12 protein-coding genes are annotated in these 16,465 nt (G+C 57.2%); 11 read left to right on the plus strand and 1 reads right to left on the minus strand.

Annotation, left to right across the window (positions count from 1 at the left end; translation table 11 throughout):
• The first annotated feature begins 40 nt into the window (after positions 1 to 40).
• The 7 genes from GM298_RS06250 (at position 41) to GM298_RS06280 (ending at position 7,218) form a co-directional block, all read left to right on the plus strand.
• Positions 41 to 370 (plus strand): YqcC family protein, encoded by a 330-nt coding sequence (locus GM298_RS06250; RefSeq protein WP_025757048.1) that lies wholly within the window; start codon positions 41 to 43, stop codon positions 368 to 370.
• The gene (gene truC, locus GM298_RS06255) at positions 367 to 1,143 is read left to right on the plus strand and encodes a tRNA pseudouridine(65) synthase TruC (protein ID WP_047959379.1); all 777 of its coding nucleotides are present in this window, start codon (positions 367 to 369) and stop codon (positions 1,141 to 1,143) included. Before GM298_RS06250 ends, truC begins: the two co-directional genes overlap by 4 nt.
• A 24-nt stretch (positions 1,144 to 1,167) precedes the next feature.
• Complete coding sequence (locus tag GM298_RS06260; protein ID WP_262783969.1) at positions 1,168 to 1,617, plus strand: flavodoxin; 450 nt, start codon at positions 1,168 to 1,170, stop codon at positions 1,615 to 1,617.
• 335 nt (positions 1,618 to 1,952) lie between these two features.
• Positions 1,953 to 3,308 carry an MFS transporter gene (locus GM298_RS06265; protein WP_095449220.1) on the plus strand — a complete coding sequence of 452 codons (1,356 nt, stop codon included), beginning with the start codon at positions 1,953 to 1,955 and terminating at the stop codon, positions 3,306 to 3,308.
• Positions 3,308 to 4,648: an enolase C-terminal domain-like protein gene (locus GM298_RS06270; RefSeq protein ID WP_025757052.1), complete on the plus strand. Its 1,341-nt coding sequence runs from the start codon at positions 3,308 to 3,310 to the stop codon at positions 4,646 to 4,648. The genes GM298_RS06265 and GM298_RS06270 overlap by 1 nt, the downstream gene beginning before the upstream one ends.
• Positions 4,649 to 4,663: 15 nt before the next feature.
• Positions 4,664 to 6,001, plus strand: a complete 1,338-nt coding sequence (gudD, locus tag GM298_RS06275; protein ID WP_095449222.1) for a glucarate dehydratase — start codon at positions 4,664 to 4,666, stop codon at positions 5,999 to 6,001.
• A gap of 77 nt (positions 6,002 to 6,078) precedes the next feature.
• Positions 6,079 to 7,218, plus strand: a complete 1,140-nt coding sequence (locus GM298_RS06280; protein ID WP_025757054.1) for a glycerate kinase — start codon at positions 6,079 to 6,081, stop codon at positions 7,216 to 7,218.
• A gap of 91 nt (positions 7,219 to 7,309) precedes the next feature.
• On the opposite strand, the gene barA is transcribed toward GM298_RS06280, so the two are convergent.
• A complete protein-coding gene (gene barA, locus GM298_RS06285; RefSeq protein ID WP_266153794.1) occupies positions 7,310 to 10,069 on the minus strand; it encodes a two-component sensor histidine kinase BarA in 2,760 nt (919 codons plus the stop codon).
• Between the two features lie 57 nt (positions 10,070 to 10,126).
• Here barA and rlmD point away from each other — a divergent pair, with 57 nt between their 5' ends.
• The 4 genes from rlmD (at position 10,127) to pyrG (ending at position 16,429) form a co-directional block, all read left to right on the plus strand.
• Positions 10,127 to 11,425, plus strand: coding sequence for a 23S rRNA (uracil(1939)-C(5))-methyltransferase RlmD (gene rlmD / locus GM298_RS06290; protein ID WP_266153795.1), 1,299 nt, complete (start codon positions 10,127 to 10,129; stop codon positions 11,423 to 11,425).
• Between the two features lie 51 nt (positions 11,426 to 11,476).
• Entirely contained in the window at positions 11,477 to 13,708 is a 2,232-nt protein-coding gene (relA, locus tag GM298_RS06295; RefSeq protein WP_045286483.1) for a GTP diphosphokinase, read from the plus strand.
• A 68-nt stretch (positions 13,709 to 13,776) separates the two neighbouring features.
• A complete protein-coding gene (gene mazG / locus GM298_RS06300) occupies positions 13,777 to 14,568 on the plus strand; it encodes a nucleoside triphosphate pyrophosphohydrolase (protein ID WP_047959371.1) in 792 nt (263 codons plus the stop codon).
• Positions 14,569 to 14,791: 223 nt separating this feature from the next.
• The gene (gene pyrG / locus GM298_RS06305; RefSeq protein WP_025757058.1) at positions 14,792 to 16,429 is read left to right on the plus strand and encodes a glutamine hydrolyzing CTP synthase; all 1,638 of its coding nucleotides are present in this window, start codon (positions 14,792 to 14,794) and stop codon (positions 16,427 to 16,429) included.
• Positions 16,430 to 16,465 lie beyond the last annotated feature (36 nt).

Raw genomic sequence — 16,465 nt, forward strand, 5'->3', positions numbered from 1 at the left:
GCTATGCTGCGCGCCGTTCACTTTTTCAGTTGAGGTTACTATGACGCATTACGATAGCGTTCGTGCTCAGTTGCACGCCATCGAAGCCCTTTTGCGCCAACATCAGCTGTGGCAGGAGACCGCGCCGCAGCCAGAAGCGTTCGCGAGCACCCAGCCCTTCTGCCTGGATACGCTGGCACCGTTCGAGTGGCTCCAGTGGGTTTTACTTCCGCGAATGCACGCGTTGCTTGAGGGCGGACACCCGTTGCCGCAGGCGTTTGCTGTTTCTCCCTATTATGAAATGGCGCTGGAGGCGACGCACCCTGCTCGCGACGTGATGCTGGTCGAACTGGAAAAACTGGATGCCCTGTTTGCCGGTGAAGATGCATGACGCTTGAGATCCTTTATCAGGATGAATGGCTGGTGGCGGTGAATAAACCGTCAGGCTGGCTGGTGCACCGAAGCTGGCTGGATCGCGACGAGAAAGTGGTGGTGATGCAAACCGTGCGCGACCAGATTGGTCAGCATGTGTTTACTGCCCATCGTCTCGACAGGCCGACCTCCGGCGTGCTGCTGATGGGGCTTTCCAGCGAAGCAGGGCGTCTGCTGGCGCAGCAGTTCGAACAGCACCAGATCCAGAAACGCTACCACGCCATCGTCCGTGGCTGGCTGACCGACTCCGCCACCCTGGACTATCCGCTGGTGGAGGAACTGGACAAAATCGCCGATAAATTTGCCCGCGAGGATAAGGGCCCGCAGCCTGCCGTGACGGATTATCGCGGTATGGCGACCACCGACATGCCGGTCGCCACCGGCAAATTTCCCTCCACGCGTTACAGCCTGGTGGAGCTTTTGCCAAAAACCGGGCGTAAACACCAGCTTCGCCGACACCTGAAGCATCTGCGTCATCCGATTATTGGTGACAGCAAACACGGTGATTTGCGCCAGAATCGCAGCGCGGCCGAACATTTTGGCTGCAACCGTTTGATGTTACACGCCAGCGAGCTCAGCCTGACGCACCCGTTTACCGGCGAACCGCTGACTATCCGCGCGGGGCTGGATGACGTCTGGATGCAGGCGCTGTCACAGTTTGGCTGGCTGGGACAACTCCCCGAAAATGAAAGGGTTGAGTTTGTATCAGGCAACGTTCAGGATGAACAATAAGCGTATTCAAAAAGGGAAAATATCATGGCTGAAGTAGGCATTTTTGTCGGCACAATGTACGGCAACTCGCTGCTGGTCGCGGAAGAGGCTGAGGCGATTCTGGCAGGCAAGGGCCATAAAGCCACGGTCTATGAAGACCCGGTGCTGGCGGACTGGGAAAAGTATAAAGATAAATACATTCTGGTGGTGACCTCCACCACCGGGCAGGGCGATCTGCCGGACAGCATCGTGCCGCTGTTCCAGGGCATTAAAGAGCAGCTTGGCTATCAGCCTGACGTTCACTACGGCATCATTGCCCTCGGCGACAGCTCGTACGCCAACTTCTGCGGCGGCGGCAAGCAGTTCGATGCGCTCCTCCAGGAGCAGAGCGCCCAGCGCGTTGGCGAGATGCTGATGATTGACGCGGGCGAACACCCTGAACCTGAGAGTGAATCAAACCCGTGGGTGGAAAACTGGGCCTCACTTCTCAAATAACACTCTACCTGGCGGCGCTTCGCTTGCGCGGGCCTACGGGTTTTCCTGGCCGGGTCAGGCGTAGCCGCCACCCGGCATTACACCCCGCACCAAACGCCATTTCCGTGAACCACCTTCCACTCCTCTGGGCTTATGCCCTAAACAACCTCCCTCACACTCTTTAATACTGTGTTTTTGCACGGTGAGAGAACGTGTCACTCCTTCATATACTTTTCCGGTCACGATAAAACGGCTGCAGGCCGTACCAAAACGACAAAACATAAATCTCATTCTGATTACCCTACCGGTGCTGTACAGAATGAACCTGGCGAAAGCTATGTTTCAGGAGTGCAACAATGAGTACATTAAGCCACGCAGCGAGCCGCGCTGAAAAGCGCACCAATGCCCGCTACTGGATAGTGGTGATGCTGTTTATCGTCACATCCTTTAACTATGGTGACCGCGCCACGCTGTCGATTGCCGGCTCGGAAATGGCGAAAGACATCGGCCTTGATCCCGTGGGCATGGGTTACGTTTTCTCTGCGTTCTCATGGGCCTACGTCATCGGGCAGATTCCTGGCGGCTGGCTGCTGGACCGTTTTGGCTCGAAACGGGTCTATTTCTGGTCCATCTTCATCTGGTCTGCCTTCACCCTGTTACAGGGCTTCGTCGATGTGTTCAGCGGCTTTGGCATCATCGTCGCGCTCTTCACGCTGCGCTTCCTGGTGGGCTTAGCGGAAGCCCCTTCTTTCCCCGGCAACAGCCGCATTGTGGCCGCCTGGTTCCCGGCGCAGGAGAGGGGAACGGCGGTGGCGATTTTTAACTCCGCACAGTACTTCGCCACGGTGATCTTTGCCCCCATTATGGGCTGGCTGACGCATGAGGTGGGCTGGTCGCACGTGTTCTTCTTTATGGGCGGGCTGGGGATCGTGATCAGCTTTGTCTGGCTGAAAGTGATCCACGAACCCAGCCAGCACCCTGGCGTGAATAAAAAAGAGCTGGAGTACATCGCAGAAGGTGGCGCGCTGATCAATATGGATCAAAAATCGGCGACGGCGAAAGTCCCGTTCAGTCAGAAATGGGCGCAGATCAAACAGCTCGTTGGCTCCAGGATGATGATCGGGATCTATCTGGGTCAGTACTGCATTAACGCCTTAACCTACTTCTTCATCACCTGGTTCCCGGTGTACCTGGTGCAGGCCCGCGGCATGTCGATTCTGAAGGCGGGATTTGTTGCCTCGGTCCCGGCAATCTGCGGCTTCGTAGGGGGCGTGCTCGGCGGGGTGATCTCTGACTGGCTGATGCGCCGCACGGGATCACTGAACATCGCGCGTAAAACGCCGATTGTGCTCGGTATGCTGCTCTCCATGACCATGGTGTTCTGTAACTACGTAAATGCGGAATGGATGATTATCGGCTTTATGGCGATGGCCTTCTTCGGCAAAGGTATCGGCGCGCTCGGCTGGGCAGTGATGGCGGATACGGCACCGAAGGAGATCAGCGGCCTGAGCGGCGGTCTGTTCAATATGTTCGGCAATATCTCCGGGATTGTTACGCCAATTGCTATCGGTTACATCGTCGGCACGACCGGATCTTTCAACGGTGCGCTGATTTATGTGGGGGTGCATGCGCTGGTCGCGGTGCTGAGCTATCTGGTGCTGGTGGGCGATATCAAACGCGTCGAGCTTAAACCTGTTGCGGAGCGTGGCTGATGACAACGCAATCGAGCCCAATCGTCACGGAGATGAAGGTTATCCCGGTGGCTGGCCAGGACAGCATGCTGCTCAATATTGGCGGCGCCCATAACGCCTGGTTTACCCGCAATATCGTGGTGCTGAAAGACAGCGCAGGGCATACCGGCATGGGTGAAGCCCCTGGCGGTGAGGTCATTTACCAGACGCTGGTCGATGCCATCCCGCAGGTAGTGGGCCAGGAGATTGCCCGTCTGAATAAGGTGGTTCAGCGGGTGCATAAGGGCAATCAGTCGGCAGACTTTGACACGTTCGGGAAAGGCGCCTGGACGTTCGAACTGCGCGTCAATGCGGTCGCCGCACTGGAGGCCGCCCTGCTCGACCTGCTGGGCCAGGCGCTGAATGTTCCGGTTTGCGAGCTGCTGGGGCCGGGTAAACAGCGTGATGCGGTGACGGTGCTGGGCTATCTGTTCTACGTGGGCGATCGTAATAAAACCGATCTCCCTTATCTGGCGCGATCCACGGGCGACCATGACTGGTATCACCTGCGCCACCAGGAGGCGCTCTCCGGGGAGGCCGTGGTGCGTCTGGCCGAGGCCGCGCAGGATCGCTACGGCTTTAAGGATTTCAAACTGAAGGGCGGTGTGCTACCCGGCGAGCAGGAGATTGAAACGGCACGGGCGTTGAAAAAGCGCTTTCCGGAGGCACGCATTACCGTTGACCCGAACGGCGCATGGCTGCTGGAGGAAGCGATTAGCCTGTGCAAAGGGCTGCAGGATGTTCTGACCTATGCGGAAGATCCTTGCGGAGCGGAGCAGGGCTTCTCGGGCCGTGAAGTGATGGCCGAGTTTCGTCGTGCCACCGGGCTGCCGGTGGCGACCAATATGATCGCCACCAACTGGCGTGAAATGGGGCATGCGGTGATGCTGAACGCCGTCGACATCCCGCTGGCAGACCCCCACTTCTGGACGCTTTCAGGCGCGGTGCGCGTGGCGCAGCTGTGCGATGAGTGGGGCCTGACCTGGGGCTGTCACTCGAACAACCACTTCGATATTTCGCTGGCGATGTTTACCCACGTTGGCGCGGCGGCGCCGGGTAATCCGACCGCCATCGACACCCACTGGATTTGGCAGGAGGGAGAAGCCCGCCTGACGAAAAATCCGCTGGAAATCAAACAGGGCAAGATTGCCGTACCGGATGCGCCGGGCCTGGGCGTGGAGCCTGACTGGGATCAGATCCACAAAGCCCATGAGGCGTATAAAAAATTGCCGGGCGGCGCGCGTAACGACGCGGGCCCAATGCAGTACCTTATTCCCGGCTGGACATTTGACCGTAAGCGCCCTGTTTTCGGACGTCACTGATAAAAGGATTGAACGATGAGTACTTTTTCTACCCCTGTCGTCACCGCCATGCAGATCGTACCGGTTGCGGGCCATGACAGCATGTTGATGAACCTGAGCGGCGCACATGCGCCATTCTTTACCCGCAATATTGTGATTATCAAAGACAATGCCGGCCACACCGGCGTGGGGGAAATTCCGGGCGGGGAGAAGATCCGCAAAACGCTGGAAGAGGCCATTCCGCTGGTGGTGGGCAAAACGCTGGGTGAGTACAAAAATGTTCTCAATACCGTGCGTAACACCTTTGCCGACCGCGATGCCGGTGGTCGTGGTCTGCAGACGTTCGATCTGCGCACCACCATTCACGTGGTAACCGGCATTGAAGCCGCGATGCTGGATCTGCTGGGCCAGCATCTGGGGGTTAACGTTGCCTCGCTGTTGGGCGAGGGTCAGCAGCGCAGCGAAGTGGAAATGCTGGGCTATCTGTTCTTTGTCGGCGACCGCAAGCTGACGCCTCTGCCCTATCAGAGCCAGGCGGATGACAAATGCGACTGGTACCGGCTCCGCCACGACGAGGCGATGACCCCGGACGCGGTGGTGCGTCTGGCGGAAGCCGCGTACGAAAAATATGGCTTCAACGATTTCAAACTGAAGGGCGGCGTGCTGGCCGGAGAGGAAGAGGCGCAAGCCATCACCGCGCTGGCAAAACGTTTCCCGCAGGCGCGCGTGACGCTGGATCCGAATGGTGCCTGGTCGCTTAATGAAGCGATCGCCATCGGCAAGCAGCTGAAGGGCGTGCTGGCCTATGCGGAGGATCCGTGCGGGGCTGAACAGGGCTTCTCTGGCCGGGAAGTGATGGCCGAGTTCCGTCGTGCCACGGGGCTGCCGACCGCGACCAACATGATTGCCACCGACTGGCGTCAGATGGGACACACCCTGTCACTGCAGTCTGTCGACATTCCACTGGCGGACCCGCACTTCTGGACAATGCAGGGGTCGGTTCGCGTGGCGCAGATGTGCCATGAGTTTGGCCTGACCTGGGGCTCGCACTCCAACAATCACTTCGATGTGTCGCTGGCGATGTTCACCCACGTTGCCGCCGCCGCGCCGGGCACGATCACCGCTATCGATACGCACTGGATCTGGCAGGAAGGGAATCAGCGCCTGACCAAAGCGCCGTTTGAGATCAAAGGTGGCATGGTGCAGGTACCTTCCACGCCGGGGTTAGGCGTTGAGCTGGATATGGACCAGGTCATGAAGGCCCACGAGCTGTATCAGAAACACGGTCTGGGCGCCCGCGACGACGCGATGGCGATGCAGTACCTGATCCCAGACTGGGCATTCGACAATAAACGTCCGTGCATGGTACGATAAACGCAATGGGACCGCTCCCACGAGCGGTTCTTTACGTGGTGTATGCTTAACGTAACGACTATGCGTAAGGATGGCTTATGAAAATTGTTATCGCACCGGACTCGTATAAGGAAAGTTTAAGTGCGCTCGAGGTCGCGACAGCGATAGAGCGTGGTTTCCGCGAGATCTTTCCCGAGGCGGTTTACGTCAAGCTGCCGGTTGCGGACGGTGGCGAAGGCACGGTTGAGGCGATGATCGCGGCAACGCAGGGGCGAATGGTGCATGTTCCGGTGACCGGTCCCCTGGGCGAGCGGGTGGAAGGGTTTTACGGGATCTCGGGTGACGAGCAGAGCGCCTTTATTGAAATGGCGGCGGCAAGCGGTCTGGAGCTCGTTGCGCCTGCGCAGCGCGATCCGCTGAAAACGACCTCCTGGGGCACGGGGGAACTTATCCGCCACGCTCTGGATGCAGGCGTTAAGCATATCATCATCGGGATCGGGGGAAGCGCGACCAACGACGGCGGAGCCGGAATGGTGCAGGCGCTGGGCGCGAAACTGCTGGATGCCAGTGGAGAGTCCCTTGGCCTGGGCGGGCGCGAGCTGGGAAAACTCGCGCGAATCGACCTGAGTGGTCTGGATCAACGTCTGGCGGAGTGCCGGATTGAGGTCGCCTGCGACGTCACCAATCCCCTGACCGGAAAGGAGGGGGCGTCAGCCATATTTGGTCCGCAAAAGGGGGCCACACCCGAAATGATCGTCACCCTGGACAACGCGCTTGCTCAGTATGCGCGAGTCATTGCCCGGGATCTGGATATCGACGTGCTGAACCTGGCAGGTGGTGGCGCGGCGGGAGGCATGGGGGCCGCACTGTACGCCTTTTGCGGCGCGCAGTTGCGCCAGGGTATTGAGATTGTGACCGACGCGCTACATCTGGCCGATCAGGTGGCCGATGCGGATCTGGTGATCACGGGGGAAGGGCGTATTGATAGCCAGACGATCCACGGCAAAGTCCCGGTGGGCGTGGCGAAAGTGGCGAAACGCTTTAACAAACCCGTCATCGGAATCGCAGGGAGCCTGACGGCGGACGTTGGCGTGGTACACGATCACGGCATTGATGCGGTGTTCAGCGTGATCTACACCATCTGCTCGCTGGAAGACGCACTGGAAAATGCCAGCGAGAACGTCAGGATGGCGGCAAGGAATATCGCGGCGGTGCTGAAAGTGGGGCAGGGAATGTAGTTTCCCCCCTCACCCTAACCCTCTCCCCAAAGGGGAGAGGGGACTTTATACACCCTCGCCGGGGTGAGGGGAAAATCAAGCCGCACCCACCTCAGTTCCCTAACACCTTCATCGCTTCCCGCGTCACATTATCCATTTCATCCAGTAACTCCAGGAACTCCGGTTCAAGCTCTGATTCCGGGGTCCCTGCACGCAACTGCTGCTCCAGCAACTGGCAGAGGTTTTTCAGCCGCGGCACACCGCTGTAGCCGCAGCTGCCGTGCAGCTTGTGGATCGCTTCCAGCAGCGCTTCCGGGTTTTCACCCACCAGTTGCTCTTCAACCTTGTTGCGAATTTCCGGCAGAAACGCGACCAGCATTTGCAGCATTTCGCGGGCTAAATCGGGTTTACCTGCCGCCTGGCGCAGCGCAAGCTGCCAGTCAAACGTCGCGTTCTGATTGACGCTGAGCTCAACCGGCTCACTGGACACCGTGTACGTTCCGCCAATATGACCCGGCTGATAGCGTAACAGCAGGTTGTGAAGTTTCTCTTCATCGATTGGCTTCGCCAGATAATCATTCATCCCGGCGCTCAGCAGCTTCTCTTTCTGGCCAGCCATCGCATGGGCGGTGACCGCAATCACCGGGGTTTGCTGCTGGTGCGGCAGCTGGTGGATCAGCTCGCAGGCACGAATGCCATCCATGCCCGGCATCTGAATATCCATCAGGATTAAATCAAACTGCATCTGCTTAGCCTGTTCAACCGCCTGCGCGCCGCTGGTACACAGCTCAACATGCTGTACCTGGTCTTCAAGCAGTGCGCCAATGAGCTTCAGGTTGGCCGGATTATCATCTACCGCCATCACGCTCATCGGCAGTTTTTGCTCTTCGTCAATCAGCGGAAGGGCATGCTGGCTAAGACGGCAATACTCCGTAAGCGCGGGCAGCAGGCGGGTCGAGGTGAGCGGCTTAAGCAGACACGCGGCGGCGCCGTCATTTTTCAACTCTTCGGCATTGAGCTGGGCATGGCAGGGCAGCGCCAGCAGCAGATAGTCAGTCATCGACGCGGCCTTCGCCAGCCGCTCCTGCTGCATGGTCAGTTCGCCGGTGAAGGTGACCGGGATGCCCATTAGCAGAATGTCGTAGTGCTCAACGGCAAGGGCGGAGAAGGTGGGGCTGTAGATCACCTCCAGCGGCGTGGTGCTTAAAATATCGAGCGCACACTGCGCTGCTGCCGCGTTCGGCTCAACGTAGGCCAGACGCTTCCCTTTCAGACAGTCCGTCACCGGGCCATCGGTCAGCACGTTCGGGTTGAGGTCCAGATTGATATGGAACCAGAAGGTTGAGCCACGGTTCGGCTGGCTGTGGAAAGAGATATCGCCCCCCATCTCGTTCACCAGTCGTTGCGTGATCACCAGACCCAGGCCAGTACCGCCATGACGGCGGGAGATACTGGCGTCGGCCTGTAGGAACGCCTGGAACAGACGCGACTGATCCCGCTCCGGAATACCGATGCCCGTATCGCGGATCTGGACTTCAATCTGCACCTTGTTGCTGCTGATCGAGCGCTTTTCGACCAGGATGTCGATGTTGCCGCTTTCAGTGAACTTAATGGCATTCCCGACGAGGTTGGTAATGACCTGCTGCAGGCGCAGCGGATCGCCAATGACGTTATCCGGCACGTCGTTTTTAATGTTCAGCGTCAGCTCAAGGCCTTTATCGTGGGACGAGTGCGCGAGCAGCGTCACCACTTCATCAAGCGTACTGCGCAGCGGGAACGGAATACTCTCCAGGATAAGCTTGCCCGCTTCCAGCTTGGAGAAGTCCAGTACGTCGTTGATGATTGCCAGCAGGTTGTTGGCCGAGCGTTCAATGGTGTGCAGGTGATCGCGCTGAGTCGGGTTCAGCTCGCTTTTCAGGGTCAGGCGGGTAAAGCCGATCACGCCATTGAGCGGTGTACGCAGCTCGTGCGACATATTGGCAAGGAATTCTGATTTAATACGTGCCGCTTCCTGAGCACGCTTTTTCGCCAGATCCAGCTCAACGTTCTGGATCTCCATCTGCTCCAGCGTTTCGCGCAGGTCGGACGTGGCCTGGTCCACATTATGCTGCATCTCTTCGTGGTACGCCGCCAGCGACATCGCCATTGAGTTGATGCCGTTTTTCAGCATATCCAGCTCGCCCAGCATAAAGCCTTCCACCCGGCTGTCGAGCTGTCCCCGGCGGATGCGGTCAACCGTGTTGACCATGTTACGGATAGGCCCCGTCACATCGCGCATCAGGCGCCAGCCGAAGATCAGCGCAATGCCGATGCAGAACAGCATCATCACGCCAGAGATAAAAATTTCTTTGTACTGCTGTAGCCGGACCGACTTGAGATCCAGCTCCAGCGCCACATATCCCAGCATGTTATCGCTGGATTTGGCATCGGATTGCGCGGACTCATCCGGGGAATAGCTTTCCGACACGATGGGCGTACGCAGGATCATGATATCGCCGCGCCGCAAAACGGTGAGATGGCGCGGGAAGGGCGTACCGTCCGGGATCTTCAGGGCCGCCGGATCAAGATGAAAATTCGAGGTGACAAACAGCCGGTTGTGTTCGTCGTAAACGGAAATGGCGCGTACGATGTCTGAGTGCCGGCGGTGGAGTACGCTGATTAACTGACCAATGGATTCGCGGTTTTGCAGGTTCATGCCGTACTCGCTGGAGACGGCAAGCGGTTCGATGATGCTGGCGCCTGCATCTTCCAGTTGTCGCTGCAAATCGTTATAGCGGTGCACCACAAAAAAGATACTCAGCAGCAAACCGATGAGAACGGTGGGGGCGAGGATCAAAATCATCATGCGCGCGCGCAGGCTGTAGTTGGTCATGGCGTTCCGTTATGGGACAATTAAGATAATTATGTTTATGTGAGAAAAATCTCGGCGATGGCGCAATTCTACTCTGCAAAGCGACGCGTGACGACGCGTCAAATCATCACTGTTGAAGCCACGGACCTGGATCCGTTTGGCCAGGGTGTGGCGCGTCACAATGGTAAGGCTCTGTTTATAACAGGTTTACTGCCAACAGAACGAGCAGAAATTACACTGACGGAAGACAAACGTCAGTTCGCACGGGGGCAGATTAAGCGTCGTCTCAACGACAGCCCGGAGCGTGTGAAGCCTCGCTGTGCGCATTTTGGCGTCTGTGGCGGCTGCCAGCAACAGCATGCAAGCACAGAATTACAGCAAAAAAGTAAAAGCAACGCCCTGGCGCGTCTGCTTAAACATGAAGTGAACGAGGTCATTGCCGGTGAGCCATGGGGCTACCGCCGCCGTGCACGTCTGAGTCTGAGCTATCAGCCAAAAACGGCGCATCTGGAGATGGGGTTTCGCAAGGCCGGATCCAGCGACATCGTTGACGTGAAGCAGTGCCCCATTTTGGTGCCCCAACTTGAGGCATTGCTGCCGGACGTGCGCACCTGCCTCTCCGGGCTGGACGGCGTTCGTCACCTCGGGCATGTCGAACTGGTTATGGCAAACAATGGCCCGCTGATGGTGCTGCGCCATACGGCGCCGTTATCGAAAAAAGACCGCGAAAAACTGGAACGCTTTTCGCATTCCCACGACCTGGCGCTTTTCCTTGCACCACAAAGCGAGATACTTGAGCAGGTTACCGGTGATGCACCCTGGTATGCGTCAAACGGGCTACGCTTAACGTTCAGTCCACGGGATTTCATTCAGGTGAATGATGGCGTTAACCAGCAGATGGTCGAGAAAGCGCTGGGGTGGCTGGATGTTCAGAAAAGCGATCGGGTGCTTGACCTGTTCTGCGGAATGGGCAACTTCACCCTGCCGCTGGCCCGCAACGCGGCCAGCGTCGTGGGCGTCGAAGGTGTCGAGGCGCTGGTGGCGAAAGGGCGGGAGAACGCACAACAGAACGGCTTGCAAAATGTGACATTCTTTCATCAAAATCTTGAGGAAGATGTCACTCAACAGCCGTGGGCTAAGCAGGGCTTTGATAAAATTCTTCTCGACCCGGCGCGTGCAGGCGCCCCGGGTGTAATGCAGCATATTATTAAACTCGCGCCAAAGCGTGTGGTCTATGTTTCCTGTAACCCGGCAACGCTTGCCCGTGATAGCGAGGCATTAGTCAGCGCGGGTTACCAGATTCAGCGTCTGGCAATGATGGACATGTTCCCGCACACTGGGCATCTGGAATCCATGGTGTTGTTCGAACATATATAATGAGTTTGGCTTGTCGACTTCGACAGGCCCAGGTCCCTAAAGGAGAGGACAATGGTTGCGGTAAGAAGTGCACATCTCAATAAAGCTGGGGAATTTGACCCACAAAAATGGATCGCAAGTCTGGGAATTTCCAGCCAGCAGTCGTGTGAACGCTTAACCGAAACCTGGGCCTATTGTCTGCGCACCACGCAGGGGCATCCTGACGCCGATCTTCTCCTGTGGCGCGGCGTGGAGATGGTTGAAATTTTGTCTATGTTGAACATGGACATCGAAACGCTGCAGGCCGCGCTGCTCTTCCCCCTTGCCGATGCGGACGTGGTCACCGAAGAGGTGCTGCGCGACAGCGTCGGAAAATCCGTTGTCGCGCTGATCCACGGCGTGCGAGATATGGCGGCCATCCGCCAGCTCAAAGCCGCGCATACTGACTCCGTCTCCTCAGAACAGGTCGATAACGTCCGCCGGATGCTGCTGGCCATGGTGGATGATTTCCGCTGCGTGGTCATCAAGCTCGCCGAGCGTATTGCCCACCTGCGCGAGGTCAAGGATGCGCCGGAAGACGAGCGCGTGCTGGCGGCCAAAGAGTGTACCAACATCTATGCTCCTCTGGCGAACCGCTTAGGGATTGGTCAGCTCAAATGGGAGCTGGAAGACTACTGCTTCCGTTACCTGCATCCGGCGGAATACAAACGCATTGCCAAACTCCTGCACGAGCGCCGTATCGACCGCGAGCACTATATTGAGGATTTTGTCGGCGGTTTACGCCAGGCGATGAAAGAAGAGAACGTGCGCGCCGAAGTCTACGGCCGTCCTAAGCACATCTATAGCATCTGGCGCAAAATGCAGAAGAAACACCTCGCCTTTGACGAGCTGTTTGACGTGCGCGCCGTGCGTATCGTGGCGGAGCGTCTGCAGGACTGCTACGCCGCGCTGGGGATAGTGCACACTCACTTCCGCCATCTGCCGGACGAGTTCGATGACTATGTCGCCAACCCCAAACCGAACGGCTACCAGTCTATCCATACTGTTGTGCTTGGTCCGGGTGGGAAAACGGTCGAGATTCAGATCCGCACCAAACAGATGCACGAAGACGCTGAGCTGGGCGTCGCCGCGCACTGGAAGTACAAAGAAGGCACCTCCGGTGGGGCGCGTTCTGGTCACGAAGACCGTATTGCCTGGTTGCGTAAGCTGATTGCGTGGCAGGAAGAGATGGCCGACTCCGGCGAGATGCTCGACGAAGTGCGCAGCCAGGTCTTTGACGACCGGGTGTATGTCTTTACCCCGAAAGGGGACGTTGTCGACCTGCCGGCCGGCTCTACGCCGCTCGATTTTGCCTACCACATCCACAGCGATGTGGGGCACCGCTGCATCGGGGCCAAAATTGGCGGACGCATCGTACCGTTCACCTATCAGCTGCAGATGGGCGACCAGATTGAAATCATTACCCAGAAGCAGCCCAACCCGAGCCGGGACTGGCTTAACCCAAACCTGGGGTATGTCACCACCAGCCGCGGGCGCTCGAAGATTCACGCCTGGTTCCGTAAACAGGATCGTGACAAGAATATCCTTGCCGGTCGCCAGATCCTTGACGACGAGCTGGAGCACATCGGGATAAGCCTGAAAGAGGCGGAGAAATTCCTGCTGCCGCGCTACAACTTCAACGAGCTTGATGAGCTGTTAGCGGCCATTGGCGGCGGTGATATCCGTCTGAATCAAATGGTGAATTTCCTGCAGGCGCAGTTTAATAAGCCAAGCGCGGAAGAGCAGGACGCGGCGGCGCTGAAGCAGCTGCAGCAAAAAACCTATGCGCCGCAGCAGCGCAGCAAAGACAACGGTCGCGTGGTGGTCGAGGGCGTGGGCAATCTGATGCACCACATTGCCCGCTGCTGCCAGCCTATTCCGGGTGACGACATCGTCGGTTTTATCACTCAGGGGCGCGGGATCTCGATTCACCGTTCCGACTGCGATCAGCTTGCCGAGCTGCAGTCTCACGCACCGGAGCGCATTGTGGAAGCGGTCTGGGGCGAGAGCTATTCCGCCGGTTACTCGCTGGTGGTTCGCGTCACCGCGAACGACCGCAGCGGTCTGTTGCGCGACATTACCACCATTCTTGCCAACGAGAAGGTCAACGTGCTGGGCGTCGCCAGCCGCAGCGATACCCGCGAGCAGCTTGCCACCATTGATATGACCATCGAAATCTACAACCTGCAGGTGCTGGGCCGCGTGCTCGGTAAACTGAACCAGGTGCCGGATGTGATTGACGCGCGTCGTCTGCACGGCGGTTAACTGCACTTTCTTATGTAGGCCGGGTAAGGCTTTGCCGCCACCCGGCTTGTTTTTTAATGGAACAGATTATGACGCAAATCGACCGCCTGCTCGGCATCATGAAACGCCTGCGCGACCCGGAAAACGGCTGCCCGTGGGACAAAGAGCAGACTTTCGCCACCATCGCTCCGTACACCCTTGAAGAGACCTACGAGGTACTGGACGCCATTTCCCGTGAAGATTTTGACGACCTGCGCGGCGAGCTGGGCGATCTACTGTTCCAGGTGGTGTTCTATGCGCAAATGGCGCAGGAAGAAGGGCGCTTTAACTTTGACGATATCTGCGCCGCCATCAGCGACAAGCTGGAGCGCCGTCATCCCCATATTTTCGGTGACGCCACGGCAGGGAACAGCAGCGAAGTCCTGGCCCGCTGGGAGCAAATCAAAAGCGCCGAACGGGCAGAAAAATCCCAGCACTCTGCGCTGGATGACATCCCGATGAGCCTGCCCGCGCTGATGCGCGCGCATAAAATTCAAAAACGCTGCTCCGCCGTCGGTTTTGACTGGACCTCGCTTGGCCCGGTGCTGGACAAAGTGCACGAAGAGATTGACGAAGTGATGCACGAAGCGCAGCAGGCGGTGGTGGATGAAGCAAAGCTCGAAGAGGAGATGGGCGACCTGCTGTTTGCGACCGTCAACCTTTCGCGCCACCTGGGTGTAAAAGCGGAAACCGCCCTGCAAAAAGCGAACATAAAATTCGAACGACGCTTTCGCGAAGTCGAGCGGATTGTGGCCTCGCGGGGCCTGGAAATGAGCGGAATTGACCTCGAAGCCATGGAAGAAGTCTGGCAGGAAGTAAAACGCCAGGAATCTGATCTCTAACGGAATTTTGCGATCAAGCGCAATTTGTGTGATTTTTTAAATGACAAGCGCTTGATTTACGTCAAAAACATTTACCCAAAAGGGGCTATTTTCTCACTCCTTATGTTTGTCATGGCCTGGAATGGAGACGGAGAATGAAAGTTTGTGGCGCTCGCCGTGTTCGGGTATACTACTTTCCCGTCCTGGTTATTCCATCGTTTCACCCTAACTTCTCAGGTTCAGCATGACAACGAACTATATTTTTGTGACCGGCGGGGTCGTATCCTCTCTGGGTAAAGGCATTGCCGCAGCCTCCCTCGCAGCCATTCTTGAAGCCCGTGGCCTCAATGTGACCATGATGAAACTGGATCCGTACATCAACGTCGATCCGGGCACCATGAGCCCAATCCAACACGGGGAAGTGTTCGTTACTGAAGACGGCGCTGAAACCGATCTGGATCTTGGCCACTACGAGCGTTTCATCCGCACCAAAATGACCCGTCGTAACAACTTCACGACGGGCCGTATTTACTCCGACGTTCTGCGTAAAGAGCGCCGTGGTGACTACCTGGGTGCCACCGTTCAGGTTATTCCGCACATCACTAACGCTATCAAAGAACGCATTGTGGCGGGTGGCGAAGGCCACGACGTGGTGCTGGTTGAAATCGGCGGGACCGTGGGTGACATCGAATCCCTGCCGTTCCTGGAAGCGATTCGTCAGCTGGCGGTAGACATTGGCCGTGAACACGCGCTGTTCATGCACCTGACCCTGGTGCCTTACATGGCCGCTGCAGGTGAAGTGAAAACCAAGCCGACGCAGCACTCTGTAAAAGAACTGCTCTCCATTGGTATTCAGCCAGACATCCTGGTTTGCCGTTCTGACCGTGCGGTTCCGGCGAACGAACGTGCGAAAATTGCATTGTTCTGTAACGTGCCAGAAAAAGCCGTTATTTCAATGAAAGATGTCGATTCCATTTATAAAATCCCGGGCCTGTTGAAATCGCAGGGCCTGGACGATTATATTTGTAAACGATTCAGCTTGAACTGTCCGGAAGCTAACCTGTCTGAATGGGAACAGGTTATTTACGAAGAAGCCAATCCGGCAGGCGAAGTGACTATCGGTATGGTTGGCAAGTACATCGAGCTGCCAGATGCCTATAAGTCAGTGATTGAAGCGCTGAAACACGGTGGTCTGAAGAACCGTGTCTCCGTGAACATCAAGCTGATTGATTCACAGGATGTTGAAACGCGTGGCGTTGAAATCCTGAAAGATCTGGATGCTATCCTTATCCCTGGCGGCTTCGGCTACCGTGGTGTAGAAGGCAAGATCGCCACCGCGCGCTATGCGCGTGAAAACAATATTCCATACCTCGGCATCTGTCTGGGTATGCAGGTTGCGCTGATCGAATTTGCGCGCAACGTAGCGGGAATGGAAAACGCGAACTCTACGGAATTTGTGCCAGACTGTAAGTACCCTGTGGTGGCGCTTATCACTGAATGGCGTGACGAAGAAGGTAACGTCGAAGTCCGTACCGAGAAGAGCGATCTGGGTGGCACCATGCGTCTTGGCGCACAGGCGTGCCAGCTGACTGACGATAGCGTGGTTCGCAAGCTGTATGGCGAGCCGGTCATCACCGAGCGCCATCGTCACCGCTATGAAGTCAACAACATGTTGTTGAAACAAATTGAAGCTGCGGGTCTGCGTGTTGCGGGCCGCTCCGGGGATGATCAGTTAGTCGAGATCATCGAAGTGCCAAATCATCCGTGGTTTGTTGCCTGCCAGTTCCACCCGGAATTTACTTCAACGCCACGCGACGGGCATCCGCTGTTTGCAGGCTTCGTGAAAGCCGCCAGCGACTACCAGAAGCGTCAGGCGAAGTAAAAAAAGTTAGAACGGCAACGCGTACCTTTGGTACGC

Origin of the sequence: Enterobacter sp. HSTU-ASh6 (genome assembly GCF_026319105.1) — a bacterium.
Classification (GTDB): domain Bacteria; phylum Pseudomonadota; class Gammaproteobacteria; order Enterobacterales; family Enterobacteriaceae; genus Enterobacter; species Enterobacter sichuanensis.

Coding starts and splice junctions, on each gene's coding strand:
- GM298_RS06250 (WP_025757048.1), top strand. CDS start 41: ATGACGCATTACGATAGCGTTCGTGCTCAGTTGCACGCCATCGAAGCC.
- truC (WP_047959379.1), top strand. CDS start 367: ATGACGCTTGAGATCCTTTATCAGGATGAATGGCTGGTGGCGGTGAAT.
- GM298_RS06260 (WP_262783969.1), top strand. CDS start 1,168: ATGGCTGAAGTAGGCATTTTTGTCGGCACAATGTACGGCAACTCGCTG.
- GM298_RS06265 (WP_095449220.1), top strand. CDS start 1,953: ATGAGTACATTAAGCCACGCAGCGAGCCGCGCTGAAAAGCGCACCAAT.
- GM298_RS06270 (WP_025757052.1), top strand. CDS start 3,308: ATGACAACGCAATCGAGCCCAATCGTCACGGAGATGAAGGTTATCCCG.
- gudD (WP_095449222.1), top strand. CDS start 4,664: ATGAGTACTTTTTCTACCCCTGTCGTCACCGCCATGCAGATCGTACCG.
- GM298_RS06280 (WP_025757054.1), top strand. CDS start 6,079: ATGAAAATTGTTATCGCACCGGACTCGTATAAGGAAAGTTTAAGTGCG.
- barA (WP_266153794.1), bottom strand. CDS start 10,069: ATGACCAACTACAGCCTGCGCGCGCGCATGATGATTTTGATCCTCGCC.
- rlmD (WP_266153795.1), top strand. CDS start 10,127: ATGGCGCAATTCTACTCTGCAAAGCGACGCGTGACGACGCGTCAAATC.
- relA (WP_045286483.1), top strand. CDS start 11,477: ATGGTTGCGGTAAGAAGTGCACATCTCAATAAAGCTGGGGAATTTGAC.
- mazG (WP_047959371.1), top strand. CDS start 13,777: ATGACGCAAATCGACCGCCTGCTCGGCATCATGAAACGCCTGCGCGAC.
- pyrG (WP_025757058.1), top strand. CDS start 14,792: ATGACAACGAACTATATTTTTGTGACCGGCGGGGTCGTATCCTCTCTG.